General features: G+C 72.4%; 19 protein-coding genes. 10 read left to right on the top strand and 9 right to left on the bottom strand.

Annotation, left to right across the window (positions count from 1 at the left end; genetic code table 11):
- Nucleotides 1-276 precede the first annotated feature (276 nt).
- Entirely contained in the window at nucleotides 277-708 is a 432-nt protein-coding gene (locus ACIBQZ_RS31855) for a hypothetical protein (RefSeq protein ID WP_396092520.1), read from the bottom strand.
- Complete coding sequence (locus tag ACIBQZ_RS31850) at nucleotides 701-1,066, bottom strand: hypothetical protein (protein WP_396092577.1); 366 nt, start codon at nucleotides 1,064-1,066, stop codon at nucleotides 701-703. Before ACIBQZ_RS31850 ends, ACIBQZ_RS31855 begins: the two co-directional genes overlap by 8 nt.
- A gap of 79 nt (nucleotides 1,067-1,145) precedes the next feature.
- Between ACIBQZ_RS31850 and ACIBQZ_RS31845 the strand changes: the two genes are divergently transcribed.
- The gene (locus ACIBQZ_RS31845; protein WP_396092519.1) at nucleotides 1,146-2,063 is read left to right on the top strand and encodes a Gfo/Idh/MocA family protein; all 918 of its coding nucleotides are present in this window, start codon (nucleotides 1,146-1,148) and stop codon (nucleotides 2,061-2,063) included.
- On the opposite strand, the gene ACIBQZ_RS31840 is transcribed toward ACIBQZ_RS31845, so the two are convergent.
- Nucleotides 2,060-3,304, bottom strand: coding sequence for a hypothetical protein (locus ACIBQZ_RS31840; protein WP_396092518.1), 1,245 nt, complete (start codon nucleotides 3,302-3,304; stop codon nucleotides 2,060-2,062). The two genes, ACIBQZ_RS31845 and ACIBQZ_RS31840, sit on opposite strands and share 4 nt — an antisense overlap.
- A complete protein-coding gene (locus tag ACIBQZ_RS31835) occupies nucleotides 3,301-3,813 on the bottom strand; it encodes a SigE family RNA polymerase sigma factor (protein WP_396092517.1) in 513 nt (170 codons plus the stop codon). Before ACIBQZ_RS31835 ends, ACIBQZ_RS31840 begins: the two co-directional genes overlap by 4 nt.
- 149 nt (nucleotides 3,814-3,962) lie before the next feature.
- Between ACIBQZ_RS31835 and ACIBQZ_RS31830 the strand changes: the two genes are divergently transcribed.
- From ACIBQZ_RS31830 to ACIBQZ_RS31815, 4 genes are all read left to right on the top strand, one after another.
- Complete coding sequence (locus tag ACIBQZ_RS31830; RefSeq protein WP_396092516.1) at nucleotides 3,963-4,583, top strand: sigma-70 family RNA polymerase sigma factor; 621 nt, start codon at nucleotides 3,963-3,965, stop codon at nucleotides 4,581-4,583.
- Nucleotides 4,580-5,344: an anti-sigma factor domain-containing protein gene (locus ACIBQZ_RS31825; protein ID WP_396092515.1), complete on the top strand. Its 765-nt coding sequence runs from the start codon at nucleotides 4,580-4,582 to the stop codon at nucleotides 5,342-5,344. Before ACIBQZ_RS31830 ends, ACIBQZ_RS31825 begins: the two co-directional genes overlap by 4 nt.
- A gap of 192 nt (nucleotides 5,345-5,536) precedes the next feature.
- Complete coding sequence (locus ACIBQZ_RS31820; RefSeq protein ID WP_396092514.1) at nucleotides 5,537-6,166, top strand: fasciclin domain-containing protein; 630 nt, start codon at nucleotides 5,537-5,539, stop codon at nucleotides 6,164-6,166.
- 66 nt (nucleotides 6,167-6,232) lie between these two features.
- Nucleotides 6,233-7,741 carry a molybdopterin-dependent oxidoreductase gene (locus ACIBQZ_RS31815; RefSeq protein WP_396092513.1) on the top strand — a complete coding sequence of 503 codons (1,509 nt, stop codon included), beginning with the start codon at nucleotides 6,233-6,235 and terminating at the stop codon, nucleotides 7,739-7,741.
- A 30-nt stretch (nucleotides 7,742-7,771) separates the two neighbouring features.
- Here ACIBQZ_RS31815 and ACIBQZ_RS31810 read toward each other — a convergent pair whose 3' ends face one another.
- Nucleotides 7,772-8,062, bottom strand: coding sequence for a hypothetical protein (locus tag ACIBQZ_RS31810; protein WP_396092512.1), 291 nt, complete (start codon nucleotides 8,060-8,062; stop codon nucleotides 7,772-7,774).
- Nucleotides 8,063-8,384: 322 nt separating this feature from the next.
- Between ACIBQZ_RS31810 and ACIBQZ_RS31805 the strand changes: the two genes are divergently transcribed.
- Nucleotides 8,385-8,723 carry a hypothetical protein gene (locus ACIBQZ_RS31805; protein ID WP_396092511.1) on the top strand — a complete coding sequence of 113 codons (339 nt, stop codon included), beginning with the start codon at nucleotides 8,385-8,387 and terminating at the stop codon, nucleotides 8,721-8,723.
- A gap of 27 nt (nucleotides 8,724-8,750) precedes the next feature.
- Here ACIBQZ_RS31805 and ACIBQZ_RS31800 read toward each other — a convergent pair whose 3' ends face one another.
- Complete coding sequence (locus ACIBQZ_RS31800; protein ID WP_396092510.1) at nucleotides 8,751-9,749, bottom strand: AraC family transcriptional regulator; 999 nt, start codon at nucleotides 9,747-9,749, stop codon at nucleotides 8,751-8,753.
- 279 nt (nucleotides 9,750-10,028) lie between these two features.
- Between ACIBQZ_RS31800 and ACIBQZ_RS31795 the strand changes: the two genes are divergently transcribed.
- Together ACIBQZ_RS31795 and ACIBQZ_RS31790 are read left to right on the top strand one after the other, a co-directional pair.
- Complete coding sequence (locus tag ACIBQZ_RS31795; RefSeq protein ID WP_396092509.1) at nucleotides 10,029-10,385, top strand: STAS domain-containing protein; 357 nt, start codon at nucleotides 10,029-10,031, stop codon at nucleotides 10,383-10,385.
- 35 nt (nucleotides 10,386-10,420) lie between these two features.
- Nucleotides 10,421-10,756: a YnfA family protein gene (locus tag ACIBQZ_RS31790; protein ID WP_396092508.1), complete on the top strand. Its 336-nt coding sequence runs from the start codon at nucleotides 10,421-10,423 to the stop codon at nucleotides 10,754-10,756.
- Nucleotides 10,757-10,795: 39 nt separating this feature from the next.
- Here ACIBQZ_RS31790 and ACIBQZ_RS31785 read toward each other — a convergent pair whose 3' ends face one another.
- Both ACIBQZ_RS31785 and ACIBQZ_RS31780 read right to left on the bottom strand, forming a co-directional pair.
- Nucleotides 10,796-12,328 carry an MDR family MFS transporter gene (locus tag ACIBQZ_RS31785; protein ID WP_396092576.1) on the bottom strand — a complete coding sequence of 511 codons (1,533 nt, stop codon included), beginning with the start codon at nucleotides 12,326-12,328 and terminating at the stop codon, nucleotides 10,796-10,798.
- Nucleotides 12,329-12,489: 161 nt separating this feature from the next.
- Nucleotides 12,490-13,125 (bottom strand): TetR family transcriptional regulator, encoded by a 636-nt coding sequence (locus ACIBQZ_RS31780; RefSeq protein WP_396092507.1) that lies wholly within the window; start codon nucleotides 13,123-13,125, stop codon nucleotides 12,490-12,492.
- An 81-nt stretch (nucleotides 13,126-13,206) separates the two neighbouring features.
- Between ACIBQZ_RS31780 and ACIBQZ_RS31775 the strand changes: the two genes are divergently transcribed.
- Both ACIBQZ_RS31775 and ACIBQZ_RS31770 read left to right on the top strand, forming a co-directional pair.
- Nucleotides 13,207-13,668, top strand: coding sequence for a VanZ family protein (locus tag ACIBQZ_RS31775; RefSeq protein WP_396092506.1), 462 nt, complete (start codon nucleotides 13,207-13,209; stop codon nucleotides 13,666-13,668).
- Nucleotides 13,665-13,940: a winged helix-turn-helix transcriptional regulator gene (locus ACIBQZ_RS31770; RefSeq protein WP_396092575.1), complete on the top strand. Its 276-nt coding sequence runs from the start codon at nucleotides 13,665-13,667 to the stop codon at nucleotides 13,938-13,940. Before ACIBQZ_RS31775 ends, ACIBQZ_RS31770 begins: the two co-directional genes overlap by 4 nt.
- A gap of 183 nt (nucleotides 13,941-14,123) precedes the next feature.
- On the opposite strand, the gene ACIBQZ_RS31765 is transcribed toward ACIBQZ_RS31770, so the two are convergent.
- Nucleotides 14,124-14,873 carry a VOC family protein gene (locus ACIBQZ_RS31765; protein WP_396092505.1) on the bottom strand — a complete coding sequence of 250 codons (750 nt, stop codon included), beginning with the start codon at nucleotides 14,871-14,873 and terminating at the stop codon, nucleotides 14,124-14,126.
- Between the last annotated feature and the right edge of the window lie 329 nt (nucleotides 14,874-15,202).

Below are 15,202 nucleotides of genomic sequence, written 5' to 3'. Positions count from 1 at the left end.
GGCTTTGATGCCGGTCGCAGGAGCGTACTGCCGAGCCCACGGTGCCTCAGCAATCCGGCGCTACCGCCGATGACCTGGTCTGGTCCGCTCTGGCCGGAGGCGCTGAGCTCAGTCGCCGGGATCTGGAGGAACGAACAGGTCTTGCCCTGACCAATGTCCTGCGGGCGCTTGCGCGCCTTGAGGCGCGCGGCCAGGTGGTGTCCACCGCCCCCGCCCGATCGCCGTTGCGTCGCTACCGTCGGGCCTGAAGGGCCGCGGCCGGCCCGGTCGTGCGGATCAGGGCCGGTCGGGGCGGTTGCGCCAGAGCCACCAGAGGCCGATGACCGGCAGCACCAGCGGGACGTAGCCGTACCCGCTGCCGAAGCCGGACCAGACCGTGGCGTCCGGGAAGGCTTCCTTGTCGAAGATGCTCAGCGTGCCCACCACCAGCACGCCGACCAGCTCGATCGAACAGCTGGTCAGGGCGATCAAGCGACCCCGGGTGCCGCCGACGGCCAGGCCGACGGTGGCCGCGAGGTATATCAGCGCGGCGAAGGCCGACAGCAGGAAGGCCAGCGGCGCCTCGGCGAACTTGGTGGCGATCTGCACGCCGGCCCGGGCGCCCGCGGAGAGCGCGAAGATGCCGTACACCAGCAGCAGCACCCGGCCGGCGCCGGTGCCGATGGCCGCGTCCCGGTGCCGGGTCGGTGCGGGTGTCGGCTCAGCCACCGGTGGCCTCCGCGATCTGCTGCAGCCGCAGCACGAGAACGGGCAGCACCAGGCAGGCGACGCCGAGGATCAGGGTGCCCCAGCGGGTCGGCTCCAGCCGGGCCAGGTAGAAGCCGACCGGGGCGAACGCCACCGTGGTGATCAGGTAGCCGACGAAGGTGGTCGTGTCGCCGGGCCGGTCGCCGCCGATGAGCCCGACGACGGCCACCACCACCAGCACTGCGACCAGCGCGCTGAGGCCGAGCATGGCCCACAGGTCGGCGTTGCCGGGCGCGCGGTCCAGCGCACAGCGGATCAGATACCAGATCCCCAGCAGCAGGGCGACCACGATCGTCGCGGTCGACAGCGGGCCGTTCATCACCGGGACAGCGTACTGATCAGCGGCAGCGTGTTAACTTTCGGCCGGGTGTGATCTCCAGCGGGAAGGCGGCACGGCGATGCGGTTCGGACTTTTCGGTACGGGACCCTGGGCCCATCAGGCGCACGCCCCCGCGCTGGCGGCCCATCCGGACGTGGAGTTCGTGGGCGTCTGGGGCCGGGACCCGGCCAAGGCGGCGGCGCTGGCCGGCGAGCACGGCGCGACGCCGTACGCGGAGATCGACGCCCTGCTCGCCGACGTGGACGCCGTCGCGATCGCGCTGCCCCCGGCCGTGCAGGCGGACATCGCGCTGAAAGCCGCCCGGGCGGGCAAGCACCTGCTGCTGGACAAGCCGATCGCGTTCACCACCGAGGCCACCGCCGAGATCGTCGCCGCGGCCGCCGAGCAGCAGGTCGCCGGCGTGGTGTTCTTCACCCGCCGGTTCATGCCGCAGATCCAGCAGTTCATCGACGAGGTCAACGGCGTCGGCGGCTGGCTGGGGGCGCGGATCGACCACCTCGGCTCGATCTTCCAGCCCGGCAACCCGTTCGGGGCGTCGGTCTGGCGCAAGGAGAGCGGCGGCCTGTGGGACGTCGGCCCGCACGCGGTCGCGCTGATCCTGCCGGTGCTGGGCCCGGTCGCCCAGGTGACCGCGCTGGCCGGCGACCGGGACATGACCCACGTGCTGCTGCGCCACACCGGCGGCGCGATCAGCACCCTGACCCTGTCGCTCGACGCGCCGGCCGCGCTGGAACGCGAGGACGCGGTCTTCTACGGCGAGTCCAGGATCGCCGACGTGCCGCCGGTGCCGTGGCTGCCGGTGGAGGCCTTCAGCCGGGCGGTCGACGCCCTGATCACCGCGGCGAACGGCGGCCCGGCCTCCGCGCTGGACCTGGCCTTCGGCGCCCAGGTCGTGGCGATCCTGGCCGCGGCCGCCGAGTCGATCAGCACCGGCCGCACCATCACCCTGGCCGGGGACGCCCAGGACGGGAACTAGCGGCACCGCCAGAGCAACGGGCGGCTCCCGTCGGCCCCGCCGACCAGCCCGCCCGCCGCGGTCCGGCCGTCGTCGCTCAGGCTGGTCAGTTCGTAGTTGGCGTCCTTGCCCTGGGCCGGGTCGGTGGGCAGCAGGGTGATCGCCCCGGCGGCGTCGATGACCGCGGGCTGTCGGCCGCCGGTCGGCACCGCGCCGGTGGCCGCCACCCGGTCCGGCAGCATCATCCCGGCCGGCGCGATCACCCGTTCATAGTGGTCCGTGTCGATGCGATACCGCAGCGGGACAAGGGTCAGCCCGTCCCGGGTCTGCACGATGCCATGCCCGACCACCCAGCCGTTGCGGATCGCCAGGGGCTCGAACCGGTCCGCCGGGCGGCCGTTGACGTCGGGCAACGGGAAGGGGCGTCCGGAGCCGTCCGCCAGCCACAGGTAGCCGACGCCATCGGCGACCGGCAGCAGCATCTGGGACTCCGGGTTGCCGTCGGTCGTGACAGTGCCGATCACGGTGCCCGCGTCGTCGACGTCGACCGCGGTGCCGTACCGGGCGCCGGGCGGCAGCGGCAGCTGCTCGGGCTGGGCGGTGGTGGACGGCCAGCGGACGGGCCGGACCTGCTGCGCCGGGCCCAGCGCGCCGACCACCACGCCCGCGTCGTTGATCGCCTTCGCGGTGCCCTCGCCACCCACCAGCGTGCTCATGCTGCCGTCCCGGTACGCCGACGGCCGCCGCCCGGAAGCGGAACCGCCGCCGACCGCCGCACCGCTCGCGTTGATGTCCGCGAAGCGGGCCCGGTTCGGCACCTCCGTTCCGGCGACGATCTTCCCGTCGCGCCACACCACAACCCGTGCCTTGTCTCCCGGCAGAAAGGCCCGGCCGACCAGCCAGCGCCCGCTGGAGTCGCCGCCGGCGACCAGCGCCGAGTCCGCGCCCGGCACGCTGAGCCGGCTGACGGTGCAGTCCGCCGGCGCCGGGCCGGCGGAAGCGGCCGACACCGACGGGCTGGCGATCGGGGGCGGCGGCGCCGGACGGCCCACGGCGGAGAAGGCCAGCGTGCCGCCCGCGGCGGTGGTGGCGGTGACGGCACCGATCGCCGCCAGGCTCGCCCACCAGCGGGTCCGCCGTCGCCGGTTCCCCTCCGCCATGGCGCGGGCCACGTCGATCCGGGCCGGGCCGGCCGGTCCGCCGGCGAGCGGGCTCAGCAGGGCCGCGGCGGCCCGGTCGGCGCTGTCCGGGTGCTCGGTCATCGTGCGCCCCCGAGGGAGTGGATGCGGTCGCCGAGGATCCGGCGCAGGGCGGTGAGCCCGTGGGCGGTCTGGCTCTTGACGGTCCCCTCGCTGCAGCCCAGCACCCGGGCGACGTCGGCCACCGGCTGATCGCAGAGGAACCGCAGCACCAGCACTGCCTGCTGGCGGGCGGGCACCCGGGCCAGGGCGGCGCGCAGCATGGTCCGTTCATCGACGCCGTGTCCGGGTGGTGCGGGCGCGGGCCGATCGGGCGGTACGCCGAGACGCACCCTCCACCAACCGCGGCGCTGCTCGTCGAGGAAGGCGCGGACCAGCATCGTGTGCACGTACCCGTCGATGTTCTCCAGGCCGCTGATCCGCGACCAGCGCGCGTACAGCTTGGTGATGGTCTCCTGGACCAGGTCGTCGGCCTGGTGCTCGTCCCCGCAGAGCAGGTACGCGGTGCGCCGCAGCCTCGTCACCCGCCCGTGCACGTACGCCAGGTAGTCCGCGTCCGTTCCGTGCCCCATGCCCTGCTCCCGCCGTCGTCCCAGTAGTAGAACGGCGACCTCGTCCGATCGGTTGTACGTGTCCCGGATGCGGCGCGTCGACCCATCCGCGTAGCCCTCCGTGCCGAATGAGAGTTGAAAACGGCATGAGCGATGGAGAGGCTGACTTCATGACTGAGCGCGGCGCCGCCCGCCGGCCAGACCATCTATCGGCCGTGCCCGACCCGGAACCGGCCCCGGCCACCGACGTGGGTGTGCTGCTGCAGGCCGTCGCCCGGGGTGACGAGCCGGCGTTCGCGCGGCTCTACGACCTGGTCTCGCCCCGGGTCTACGGGCTGATCCGGCGGGTCCTGCGCGATCCGGCCCAGGCCGAGGAAGTGGCCCAGGAGGTGCTGGTCGAGGTGTGGCGCACGGCGGCCCGCTTCGACACCGCCCGCGGGTCCGCGACGTCGTGGATCTTCACGATCGCGCACCGCCGCGCGGTGGACCGGGTCCGCGCCGAGCAGGCCTCGACCGATCGCACCATGAAGGTCGGCATCGCCTCGGTGGAGACGCCGTACGACGAGGTCGTCGACGAGGTGGCCGGGCGGCTCGAACGCCAGCAGGTGCGGCACTGCCTGGACGACCTCACCGAGCTGCAACGGCAGGCCGTGACGCTCGCCTACTACCAGGGCCACTCCTACCGCGAGGTGGCCGAGCTGTTGAAGACCCCCCTGCCGACAGTCAAGACCCGGATGCGCGACGGCCTGATCCGCCTGCGCGACTGCCTGGGTGTGGAGGTGCCCGCATGACCGCGACGGACATTCACGCCCTGGTCGGCGCCTACGCGCTGGACGCGGTGGACGATCTCGAGCGGGCCGCCTTCGAACGCCACCTGCAGGACTGCGAGGGGTGCCGCGGCGAGGTCGACGAGCTGCGCGAGACCGCGTCCCGGCTGGCCGACAGCACCTGGTCCGTCCCGCCGCCGCGGCTGCGCACGAACGTGCTCGCCGCCGTCGGCCGGACGCGTCAGCTGCCGCCGGCCGAGTCGGCCCGTCCCGCGCCGGACGCCCGGGCGGCGGTGTCGCGCTGGCGCCGGTACACGGCCGGGGTGGCCGCGGCGGGCATCCTGGCCGCCGGCGCGGGCGCGGCCAGCTGGGCGGTTCAGGAGCAGCGGGTACGCGACAAGAACACCGCCGTGGCCGCCGCCGAACTGCGCGAGGCCCGTACCCAGGCGATCCTGGCCGCCCCCGACCTGGTCGTGCGCACCGCGCCGATCACCGGCGGGGGCCGGGTGACCGTGGCCTCGTCGGCGCTGCAGGGGGCGAGTGTGGTCTCGATGCGCGCCGACCGGGCGCCCGCCGCGGACCGGGCCTTCCAGCTCTGGACCATCCGCGACATCTCCCGTCCCGCGCCGGTCAACGCCGGGCTGCTGCTGCCCGGCGAGGCCGCGACGGCGCAGATCGTCGACGGCGTGCCGGGCAACGAGGCCTTCGCCGTCTCGGTGGAGCCGGCCGGCGGATCGCCGCTGCCCACCGAGGGTCAGATCGTCGCGCAGGTGCTGCTGACCTAGACCCATCCGGGCCGCATACCGCTCCGAATCCCCTGTAGCGGAAAGAAAAGAACGAAACGGGCCGATCCGGCTCGCCGCCTCGTTCTCGCTATGACTCCACCGACTTGAGTGACACGCGCCACCGTGCGCATCTGTCCGAGCAGTTCGTCACGAATTCTCCGTGACATCCACTTCCGAAGGGGAACCCCAATCATGCGCGCCACCAAGATCACCGCTGTCGCCGCCGCCCTCGTCTTCTCCGCCTCCCTCGCGGCGTGCGGCGGGGACGACGCCGCCGAGGACACCGCGGCCGCGCCCGCCGCCACCACGGCGTCGGCCGCGCCGAGCATGGCGGGCACCGACACGATGGCGAACTTCGGCGCCGGCTGTGCCGCCGTGCCGACCGACTCGACCAACCCGGGCAGCTTCGACGCCATGTCCCAGCTCCCGGTCGCGTCCGCCGCCTCCGGCAACCCGCTGCTGTCCACCCTGGTCAGCGCGGTGAAGCAGGCGGGACTGGTCGACACGCTGAACAACGCGCCCGAGCTGACCGTCTTCGCGCCGACCAACGACGCGTTCGACAAGATCCCGGCGGCCGACCTCAAGGCCGTGCTGGCCGACAAGAAGACGCTGACCAGCATCCTGACCTACCACGTGGTCGCGGGGAAGCTCACCCCGGCGCAGCTGGCCGGCACCCACAAGACCCTGCAGGGTGACGAGGTCACGGTCGAGGGCAGCGGCGCCGACTTCACGGTCAACGAGGCGTCCGTGGTCTGCGGCAACGTGCAGACCGCGAACGCGACCGTCTACATCATCGACTCCGTCCTGATGCCGAAGAGCTGATTTCTCGGGAACGCGCCGGCCGTGGTGCTCACCACGGCCGGCGCCCGGCAGGGAAGGAGTGGCGTGGTGCGACGTAACGCCTGGCCGGCCCTTGCCGGTGTGCTCGCTACGGCCTTCGGGGTGGCCCTCGCGGAACTGCTCGCGGCCGCGACCCGGCCGCAGGCCGGACCGCTGGTCGCCGTCGGGGGCGCGGTGATCGACGCGGCGCCGACCCCGGTCAAGGAGTTCGCGGTACGGACCCTCGGCACCCACGACAAACCCGTCCTGCTCGCCACGATCGGCCTGGCGCTGCTGCTGTTCACCGCGCTGATCGGGGTCCTCAGTGTCCGGCGCCGCTGGGTCGCCGTCGCCGGCGCCGCCCTGTTCGGCCTGGCCGGAGCGGTTGCCGCGGCCCTGCGCCCGGCCGCGGCCGGCTACGACGTGGTCCCCTCGATCGTGGGCGCCGCCGTCGCCGGCGGCACCCTGTTGTTCCTGCTCCACCGCTCTTTCCGGCCCGACCCGGCCGAGCCGGTCCGGACCGGCTTCGACCGCCGCGCCCTGCTGCGTGCCGCGGCCGTGGTCGCCGGTGGCTCCGTCGTCGCGGGCGGTACGTCCGAGGTGGTCAAACGGGTCCGCGGTGGCGCCGTGACCAGGTCCCGGGCGGCGCTGCGGCTGCCCGCCCCCGCCGATCCGGCCAAGCCGCTGCCCACCGGCACCGCCCCGGGCTTCGTGACCGCCAACGCGGACTTCTACCGGGTGGACACCGCGCTCACCGTGCCGAGCATCGACGTGGCGAGCTGGCGGCTGCGGGTGCACGGGATGGTCGGGCGGGAGGCCGAGTTCTCCATGGACGACCTGTTGGCCCGGCCGCTGATCGAGCGGGACGTGACGCTCAACTGCGTGTCCAACGAGGTCGGCGGGCGGTACATCGGCACCGCTCGCTGGCTCGGGGTGCCGCTCGCCCCGCTGCTGCGGGAGCTGGGCGTCGAGCCGGGCGCCGACCAGGTCGTGGCCCGCTCGGCCGACGGCATGACCATCGGCACGCCGGTCGAGACGGTCCTCGACGGCCGGGACACGATGCTCTGCGTCGGGATGAACGGCGAACCGCTGCCACTGGAGCACGGCTTCCCGGTCCGGATGCTCACCCCCGGCCTGTACGGCTACGCCGGCGCCTGCAAGTGGCTGACCGAGATCGAGCTGACCACGTTCGCCGCCTTCGACGCGTACTGGGTGCGCCGCAAGTGGGGCGCCCGCGGCCCGGTCAAGACGGCCTCACGCATCGACCGGCCGGCGCCCTTCGCCAAGCTGACCGCGGGCACGCTGACCGTGGCCGGCGTCGCCTGGGCGCAGGGCCGCGGCATCACCTCGGTCGAGGTACGCGTCGACGACCGCCCCTGGGTGAAGGCGGACCTGCTGCCGGCGCCGTCCTCGGACACCTGGGTCCAGTGGCGCTACGACTGGCCCGCCACCGCCGGCCTGCACACGCTCTCGGTGCGCGCCACCGACGGCACCGGCGCGGTGCAGACCGAGCAGCGCGCGACGCCGTTCCCGGACGGTGCGACCGGCTGGCACACCATCACCGCGACGGTGGACTGACCCCGCCGGCGGTCGCGGCGCCGGGCGCGCTCAGGGGACGATGCGCTCGATGACCGCGGGGCCTTCGCGCTCCAGTTGCCGGCGAGCCCGCTCGATGTTCGCCGGGGTCGGATCCCAGCCCTGGGCCAGGGCCAGATCCACCGGCTCCCACTCCTGCTCGGCCCCGGTCCGGAACGTCGGCCGCTCGCCGGGCTGCAGGAAGGTGGGGCTGTCGGCGTCGGGGCCGCCTCCGGTGACGAAGGCGCTCACCGCGACGTCGTCCGCGACGGCGTCGGCGACCTCCTGCGTCTCCTCGAGCGGCTGGCGGTTCTCGTCGGTCATGACGCTCCTCCAAGCTGGATGCCGGGATCCCTCGATGCCCTTCCTACTCCGGCTCGCCCCGGATGCCCAGGGTCGGAGGGCCCGGCCGCGCCGTGGGTACATAAATGGGACGATCATGTACTTCGCCCGCCAAGCGAGCGTGATTCGGACAACGGCCGCGCGCATCGGATGGACGGTGTGTAGTGAGCCGAATACATTTCTGCGTTGGCACGTGTGTGAGTGTTCCGGCGGGGACCACTCAGTTCGTGGGCCGCCGGCGGCGACTCGCGGCACGTGGCGCGAGGGGAACGTGACAGATGATCGATGGCTGGGAAGTGCCGAGGTGAGCAGCCTGCCCGACGCCGAGCGGGACGCGAGTGAGGTCGCACAGCTGCTGGCGGGACTGGCCGCGCTGCTGCGCGGCCGGGATCTTGTGCTCGACGACGACACCCGGGTGATGCTGACCATGGCCATGGAGGGCAGTGTGTCCGCGGCGCGGGTGCTGGAATATCTGCATGCCCTGCAGGGCCCCGGTGACGGGGTGGCCGCCGCGGTGCCGCCACGGCTCGGACCCTGGCGGGAGTGGGTGCCGTCGCGCGGGAACCTGCTCGGTGAGACCGCCGGGGCGCCACGGATAGACGAGTTGCCGCGGCATCGCCGCCGGCACGATCCGGGCGAGTAGCCGTCCGTCACCCGCCGTGCCCGCTGGTCAGGGGGTGCGGCGGAGAGTCTCGGACGGGCTGACCCCGAAGCGGGCCCGGTAGGCGGTCGAGAACCGCCCGAGGTGGGCGAAGCCGGAGCGGTGGGCGACCGCGGCGACGGTGACCCGCGCCGGGTCCTCGCGCCGCAACGCCTCGTGCGCCAGGTTCAGCCGCACCGACTGCAGGTAGGCCATCGGCGAGCACCCGACGTACCGCCGGAAGCCCTCCTGCAGGGTCCGCACGCTCACGCCGGCGATCGCGGCCAGGTCGGCCGCGCTGAACGCCCGGTCGGGCGCGTCGTTGATCGCGTCGACCACCCGCTGGACGGTGCGCGGCGGGCTGCTGGGCGGGGTCGCGCTCAGTTCGTCGCTGAACCGGTGCTGCACGCTGAGCAACAGCCCGTTGAGCACGCTCCGGCGTAACTGCTCGGCGAACACCGGTCGCCAGACCAGGCTGCCCGGATACTCGTGCTCGGTGCTGAGCAGCTGGACCAGCCGGCGCCAGCTCTGCGCGGCCCCGGCGCCGACGTTGATGGCCGGCGGCAGCCCGATCGGGCCCTTGACCGGGCGGCCGAGCAGCGTCGCCAGCTCGTCCTCCAGCGCGGTACGGGTGATCTTGACGTTCAGCTCGGCGGAATGCGCGTCGTACCGGGCGTGCACCGGCTGCCCCGGACCGAAGATCGCCCCGGTGGACGCACCCGCGACGACCTCGTGCCCGGCGTGCCGGGTGTGCACGAAGCCGGCGGTCGGGATGGTCACGTGATAGCCGCCCAGCTCGGGGGCGACAAGCGTCACGGAAGCCCCGAAACCGAGTCGCCCGACGGTGAGTGGTCCGAGTTGGATCACTTCGGCGTGGAACCGGAAGCCCTCCGCGCCGTCCGGCACGCCGACGGTCAGCGGGTAGTAGAACCGGTTCAGCATCTCCCGGGTGTCGTCGATGTCAACGCTGCTGAAGCTCGTGCCGGCCGGGGGTTCGGGGACGGGTCGCAGCCGCCTGGAGTGGGTCATCACGATCCTGTCAGGGCCTTTCCCGCATCCGCCGAGTATTCGGCCGACCCGCCCCGGCGTCAACGCGGGCGCCGTCGGCTGTCCGATCCAGCACATTCGGGCCAGATGAACTACTCTGGCGTTCCGCGCCTACCTGGCGTAACTTGCAGACCAGCGGACTGTTGTTGGACGCGGTATCCGGTCGGTGCCTGGGTGAGGCGCCGTGCTGCGCAGCTGGTCAGCGCAGAGACCCCCGCGCGGAGTGGCGTCGCCCGCACGACGCCCAGGAAGAGGGCAGCTGTGTATCTGCCGATCACCACTCGCCAGTTGGCCGATGGCACCGCCGAGATCGCGCCCAGTGGCGAGATCGATCTCGACAACGCGCATGTGATGCGCGACGCGGTCAACGACGTGCTGACCACCTCCCACCCGAACAAGATCGATCTTGACCTCCAACGGGTGATGCTGATCGACAGCATCGGCATCGGCATCCTGGTCGCCTGCTTCCATACGGCTGCCGCCAGCGGCGTCAAGCTGGTGGTGAGCCATCCGAGCCCGACGGTCTACCGTCAGCTCTGGATCTCCGGTCTGGTCGGCCTGCTGGGCTGCGCCGAGCCGCCGTCCCCGCGCACCTCGGTGGGATTGCGCCCCAGCTGACCCCGGGCCCGCGCTGACCTGCTGGAATGCAGCACATGTCGGTGCTGCGTTCGATCGCGCTCTTCCTGCTCGCCGCCGTCGCCGAGATCGGCGGGGCCTGGCTGGTCTGGCAGGGCGTCCGCGAGCATCGGGGCCTGCTGTTCGTCGGAGCCGGGGTGGCCGCGCTGGGCGCCTACGGCTTCGTCGCGACGCTGCAGCCGGACGCCAACTTCGGCCGCATCCTGGCCGCGTACGGCGGGATCTTCGTCGCCGGGTCACTCGGCTGGGGGATGCTGCTCGACGGCTTCCGGCCGGACCGCTGGGACCTGATCGGCGCGGCGCTGTGCCTGGCCGGGGTCGCGGTGATCATGTACGCGCCGCGCGGGGCCTGAAGAAGGGGCCCCTGTCGAGGCCCCTTCTCCGCGCCGGGTTCAGAGCAGCTGGATGCCCGTGGCGGCCTCTTCCTGCGCGCGGCGCTCCTCGCCGCTGAGGGTGTGCAGCGGCTTCTCCTTGATGAACAGGACGGCCAGCACAGCCAGGGCCGCGATCGGGGCGCCGACCAGGAACAGTTCGGCGGTGGCCTGGCCGTACACGTCGGCGACGATGGCGCGCACCGGCTCCGGCAGCGTGGCCAGGTCGGGGACCGCCGCGGTGCCGCCGTCGCCGGTCGCGGCCGGGCCGAAGCGTTCGGTCATCAGCGTGGTGACCCGGCCGGCCAGCACGGCGCCGAGGGCGCTGACGCCGATCGCGCCGCCCATGCTGCGGAAGAACGTCAGCGCGGACGTGGTGGCGCCCAGCTCCTGCGCGGGGACGTCATTCTGCGCGGCGAGCACCAGGTTCTGCATGAGCATGCCGACGCCGACGCCCAGGACCGCCATGTACAGCGACAGCACCAGCACGCTGGTGTCCGCGCCGATCGTGCTGAGCAGCACCATGCCGCCGGTCATCACGACCGCGCCGGCGACCAGGTACGCCTTCCAGCGGCCGTACTTGGTGATGAGCTGGCCGGCGACGGTGCTGGAGACCAGCAGTCCGAAGATCATCGGCAGGCTCATCAGGCCTGCCACGGTCGGGGACTTGCCGAGTGAGATCTGGAAGTACTGCGACAGGAACACGGTGCCGCCGAACATCGCCACGCCGACCAGCACGCTGGCGACGATGGTCAGCGAGACCGTGCGGTTGGCGAAGATGCTCAGCGGGATGATCGGCTCGGCCGCCCGGGACTCCACCAGCACGGCGAGCCCGAGCAGCAGCACGCCGCCGGCCACGAAGGCCACGGTCGGCCAGGAGCCCCAGGCGAAGTGGTGGCCGGCCAGGGTGGACCAGATCAGCAGATCGCACACGCCCGCGGTGATCAGGGCCGCGCCCAGCCAGTCGATGCTGACCGCACGGCGGATGTTCGGCAGGTGCAGCGTGCGCTGCAACAGCAGGATCGCGGCGAGCGAGAACGGCACGCCGATCAGGAAGCACCAGCGCCAGCCCAGCCAGGACGTGTCGACCAGGACCCCGCCGATCAACGGCCCGGCGATGGTGGCGACGCCGAACACAGCGCCGAACATGCCGGAATACCGGCCCAGTTCCCGCGGGGGGATCATCGCGGCCATCACGATCATGGCGAGGGCCGTCATGCCGCCCGCGCCGACGCCCTGCACGACCCGGCTGAGCAGCAGGATCTCGACGTTCGGGGTGAGCCCGGCGATGAGCGAGCCGGCCACGAACAGCCCGAGGGAGAGCTGGATCAGCAGCTTCTTGCTGTAGAGGTCGGCCATCTTGCCCCACAGCGGCACGGTCGCCGTCATCGCCAGCAGCTCGGTGGTGACGATCCAGGTGTAGACCGACTGGCTGCCGCCGAGGTCGGCGATGATCCGGGGCAGCGCGTTGGACACGATGGTGGAGGCCAGGATCGACACGAACATGCCGAGCATCAGCCCGGAGAGCGCCTGCACGACCTCCCGGTGCGACATCTTCCCGGCATTCTGTGCGGGGACGACATCGTCGCGCACGGCAGCCTCGGCCGCCGTCACGGCGTCGTCGGCCACCGGGATGCCGGCCAGGGCCACCGCGTCCTTCGCGACGACGGCTTCCGCCTGAGTTACGGTGGTGCCGGTTTCCTTCTCGGGCGACATCAGACTTCCTCGTTCGTAGGGTGGGCCAGGCCGGTGGCGAGCACGCCGAAGGCCTCGTGCACACAATCGGCGAGCGGGAGCCGGCCGTCGGCCGCGCACCAGCGCATCATCGCGATCCGGAAGGCAGCCCCGGTGGCAGCGGCCACCACCTGCGGAAACACCGAGGAGGCGGGGGTGCCGACGCGCTCGGCGAGAGCCGCGACGAACTGCTGCTCGGCGACCGCGCCGCGGGCCATCAGGGTGGGCAACAGGCCCGGATTCTGCTCGATCACCCGCATCCGGATCAACCACAATTCCCGCTCGGCCTGGATCTGCGCGATCGCCGGCGCGAGGGCGGGCAGCAGCGCCGCGATGACCGGGGTGCCGGCCGGGACGGCGGCGAGCCGGGCGCGCATCTCCGCGGGCTCGATCAGCGGATCACCGATCAGCGCGTCGTCCTTGCCGGCGAAGTAGTTGAAGAACGTGCGGGGCGAGACGTCGACAGCCGCGCTGATCTCCTCGACGGTCACCCGTTCGAGGCCGCGCTCGTCCACCAGGCGCAGGGCCGCGGCGATCAGGGCGGATCGGGTCTGCTGCTTCTTGCGGTCCCGGCGACCCGGGGTTCGGTGCGCCGGCAGGGCTTCGACGTCGTTCACGGCGCCACGCTACGACGTAAGTTGCAGTCACTGCAAACTTTTATTGAGTGCAGTGAATAGGGTGACGAATGAGGTCCTGATATGCGACGGCTGATAAAGACGACCTTCTTCCTGTACGCCGCAGCGGTCGTCGCCATCACGATCTTCCCGATCCGGGTGCGGTCGGCGGCCTACTGGACCGGCGAGCCGTGGTGGACCGTGCTGCGCTGGATCCCCGGCGAGGTGGACGCGCCCAGCTTCGTGCTCAACGTGATCATGTTCGTCCCGCTGGGCGTGCTGCTCCCGCTGCTCCGGCCGGCCCTGGACGACGTCCGCCGGCTCGCCCTGCTGGCGGGCACGGCGAGCCTGGGCATCGAGACGACCCAGTTCCTGCTCGGGATCACGCTGGGCAGCCGCCGTACCGTCGACGTCAACGACCTGATCGCCAACGCCGCCGGTGCCGTGGCCGGGCTGCTCATCCTGCGGCTGGCCGTGCCGGCCCGGGGGCATCGCGCAGGGTTCGGCGCAGAAAGCCCGTCGTCGCCGCCACCGCCTGGCGCCTGAAACGCCTCGCGGCCAAATGGCGGGTGCTGCTGATCTACGCGTTGCTGGCCGGCCCGCAACGCCCGGCGGCCCTGCGACGCCGGCTGCCGGGAATCACGCAGCAGGTGCTGACCGAGACGCTGCGCGCCATGGTCGCGGATGGCCTGGTGCTGCGGCGGGTCCTGAAGGAGGAATCACCGCAGCACGTCGAGTACGCTCTCACCCCGCTGGGCCGCACGCTGGAGGAACCGCTGGCGGCGATCTGCGGATGGGCGCTGGCGCAGCAGAGCTGAGGCCGAGTGACCCGCTCGGCCTGGTGGAGCAGCTCGGCCCGCTTGGCGGCGTCCACGTCCGGCCGGTACGCCTGTGGCCGGTGCCGATGATGTCGATCCTCATACCGACCTCCGTCTCTGCATCGAGGCTGGTGCCCGGCGACCCCGCGGTCACCCCGGACGTGTCGTACGCCATGCCGGCGCTCAGACCAGGAGCTCCGGCTCCACCTGATGGATCTTGACCGGCATGCCCTCGGGGGTCTCGACGTGCAACTGCGTGCCGAGATCCCGGTCCACGGCCATCTCGACGATGACCACACCCTGCGCACGCAGGAGGTGCTCGAGGCGATCGAGCGGCATGGTGGCGGTGAAGTTGAGCTCAACGGTGCTCTCGCCCCGGGCGGCGTTGGGCGGCCGGGTGACCAGGCCGATCTGGGCGGTACCGACCTGCATCAGCACCCATTCACCGGCGCGGTCGCCGTGGTTGATCTCGCCGCCGAGCTTCTCGTAGAAGGCGACGGCGGCGGGCATGTCATCAACGTGCACCAGGGGTTGTAGCTGGAGGCCGGGGAGGAGAGGACGGGGCGGCGGGACCTTGGCGACACCTACTGTCTCGGTCCGGCGGAAATCGCCCGGGCCGAAGGCGTGCTGGTTGCCGGCCCGAGGGGGATTGGCCTGGTCGGGATGGGTGGGGTGGGCTTGGCTGGGGGGCGGGTTGATGGGGTTCGGCCCTCCGGGGGTGACGGGGTGGGGGTGGCTGAGGCCGTCTTCTGTTTCGGGGCCGTACTCCGTTTCCCTGTCGTGCTCCGCTTCCCTGTCGTGCTCCGCTTGCTGGCCGTGCTCCGCTTCCGGGCCGTGTGTTGCTTCCGGGCTGTGGGCTGTTTCCTGGCCGGGCGGTGTGGTCTGGCCGGGTGTCGGCTCGGCCGTGAGCGGCTGGCCGACGGTGGTGGACAATTCCGCGCTCGTCGGCGGGCGGGGAGATTCCGCTGGCGGGACCGGGCTCGGCGCGCCGGCCTGACTTTCGAGGTCGCGCGGACTCGCACTGAGCACCGACGCCAGGTCTGTAGGACGGCCCGGGTTGCGGGTTTCACCGGGCGCGGCGGCCGGGTTCGGGGGGTAGGGGTGGGCCGCCGTCAGGGTGGTCGGCTCCGCCAGGGGGATGCGGCGAGGGCTCGGCATCGGGCGACCGGACATCCGGGTCGGTGCCGCGGCGCGACTGGTCGGCTGCTCGCCGGTGCCGACCGCGGACATCCCTAGCGCCGGGGTCGCGACCTGAGGTCCTT

Source organism: Actinoplanes sp. NPDC049599 (assembly GCF_044465625.1).
GTDB lineage: Bacteria > Actinomycetota > Actinomycetes > Mycobacteriales > Micromonosporaceae > Actinoplanes.
The sequence above is the reverse complement of the archived record's forward strand: the minus strand, read 5'-3'. Positions and strand labels throughout refer to the sequence as shown.

Excerpts from the sequence above, each read along its gene's own strand:
- ACIBQZ_RS31850 (WP_396092577.1), bottom strand. The coding sequence starts at position 1,066 with ATGAACGGCCCGCTGTCGACCGCGACGATCGTGGTCGCCCTGCTGCTG.
- ACIBQZ_RS31840 (WP_396092518.1), bottom strand. The coding sequence starts at position 3,304 with ATGACCGAGCACCCGGACAGCGCCGACCGGGCCGCCGCGGCCCTGCTG.
- ACIBQZ_RS31790 (WP_396092508.1), top strand. The coding sequence starts at position 10,421 with ATGTCGGTGCTGCGTTCGATCGCGCTCTTCCTGCTCGCCGCCGTCGCC.
- ACIBQZ_RS31835 (WP_396092517.1), bottom strand. The coding sequence starts at position 3,813 with ATGGGGCACGGAACGGACGCGGACTACCTGGCGTACGTGCACGGGCGG.
- ACIBQZ_RS31820 (WP_396092514.1), top strand. The coding sequence starts at position 5,537 with ATGCGCGCCACCAAGATCACCGCTGTCGCCGCCGCCCTCGTCTTCTCC.
- ACIBQZ_RS31845 (WP_396092519.1), top strand. The coding sequence starts at position 1,146 with ATGCGGTTCGGACTTTTCGGTACGGGACCCTGGGCCCATCAGGCGCAC.
- ACIBQZ_RS31800 (WP_396092510.1), bottom strand. The coding sequence starts at position 9,749 with ATGACCCACTCCAGGCGGCTGCGACCCGTCCCCGAACCCCCGGCCGGC.
- ACIBQZ_RS31830 (WP_396092516.1), top strand. The coding sequence starts at position 3,963 with ATGACTGAGCGCGGCGCCGCCCGCCGGCCAGACCATCTATCGGCCGTG.
- ACIBQZ_RS31775 (WP_396092506.1), top strand. The coding sequence starts at position 13,207 with ATGCGACGGCTGATAAAGACGACCTTCTTCCTGTACGCCGCAGCGGTC.
- ACIBQZ_RS31810 (WP_396092512.1), bottom strand. The coding sequence starts at position 8,062 with ATGACCGACGAGAACCGCCAGCCGCTCGAGGAGACGCAGGAGGTCGCC.
- ACIBQZ_RS31785 (WP_396092576.1), bottom strand. The coding sequence starts at position 12,328 with ATGTCGCACCGGGAGGTCGTGCAGGCGCTCTCCGGGCTGATGCTCGGC.
- ACIBQZ_RS31825 (WP_396092515.1), top strand. The coding sequence starts at position 4,580 with ATGACCGCGACGGACATTCACGCCCTGGTCGGCGCCTACGCGCTGGAC.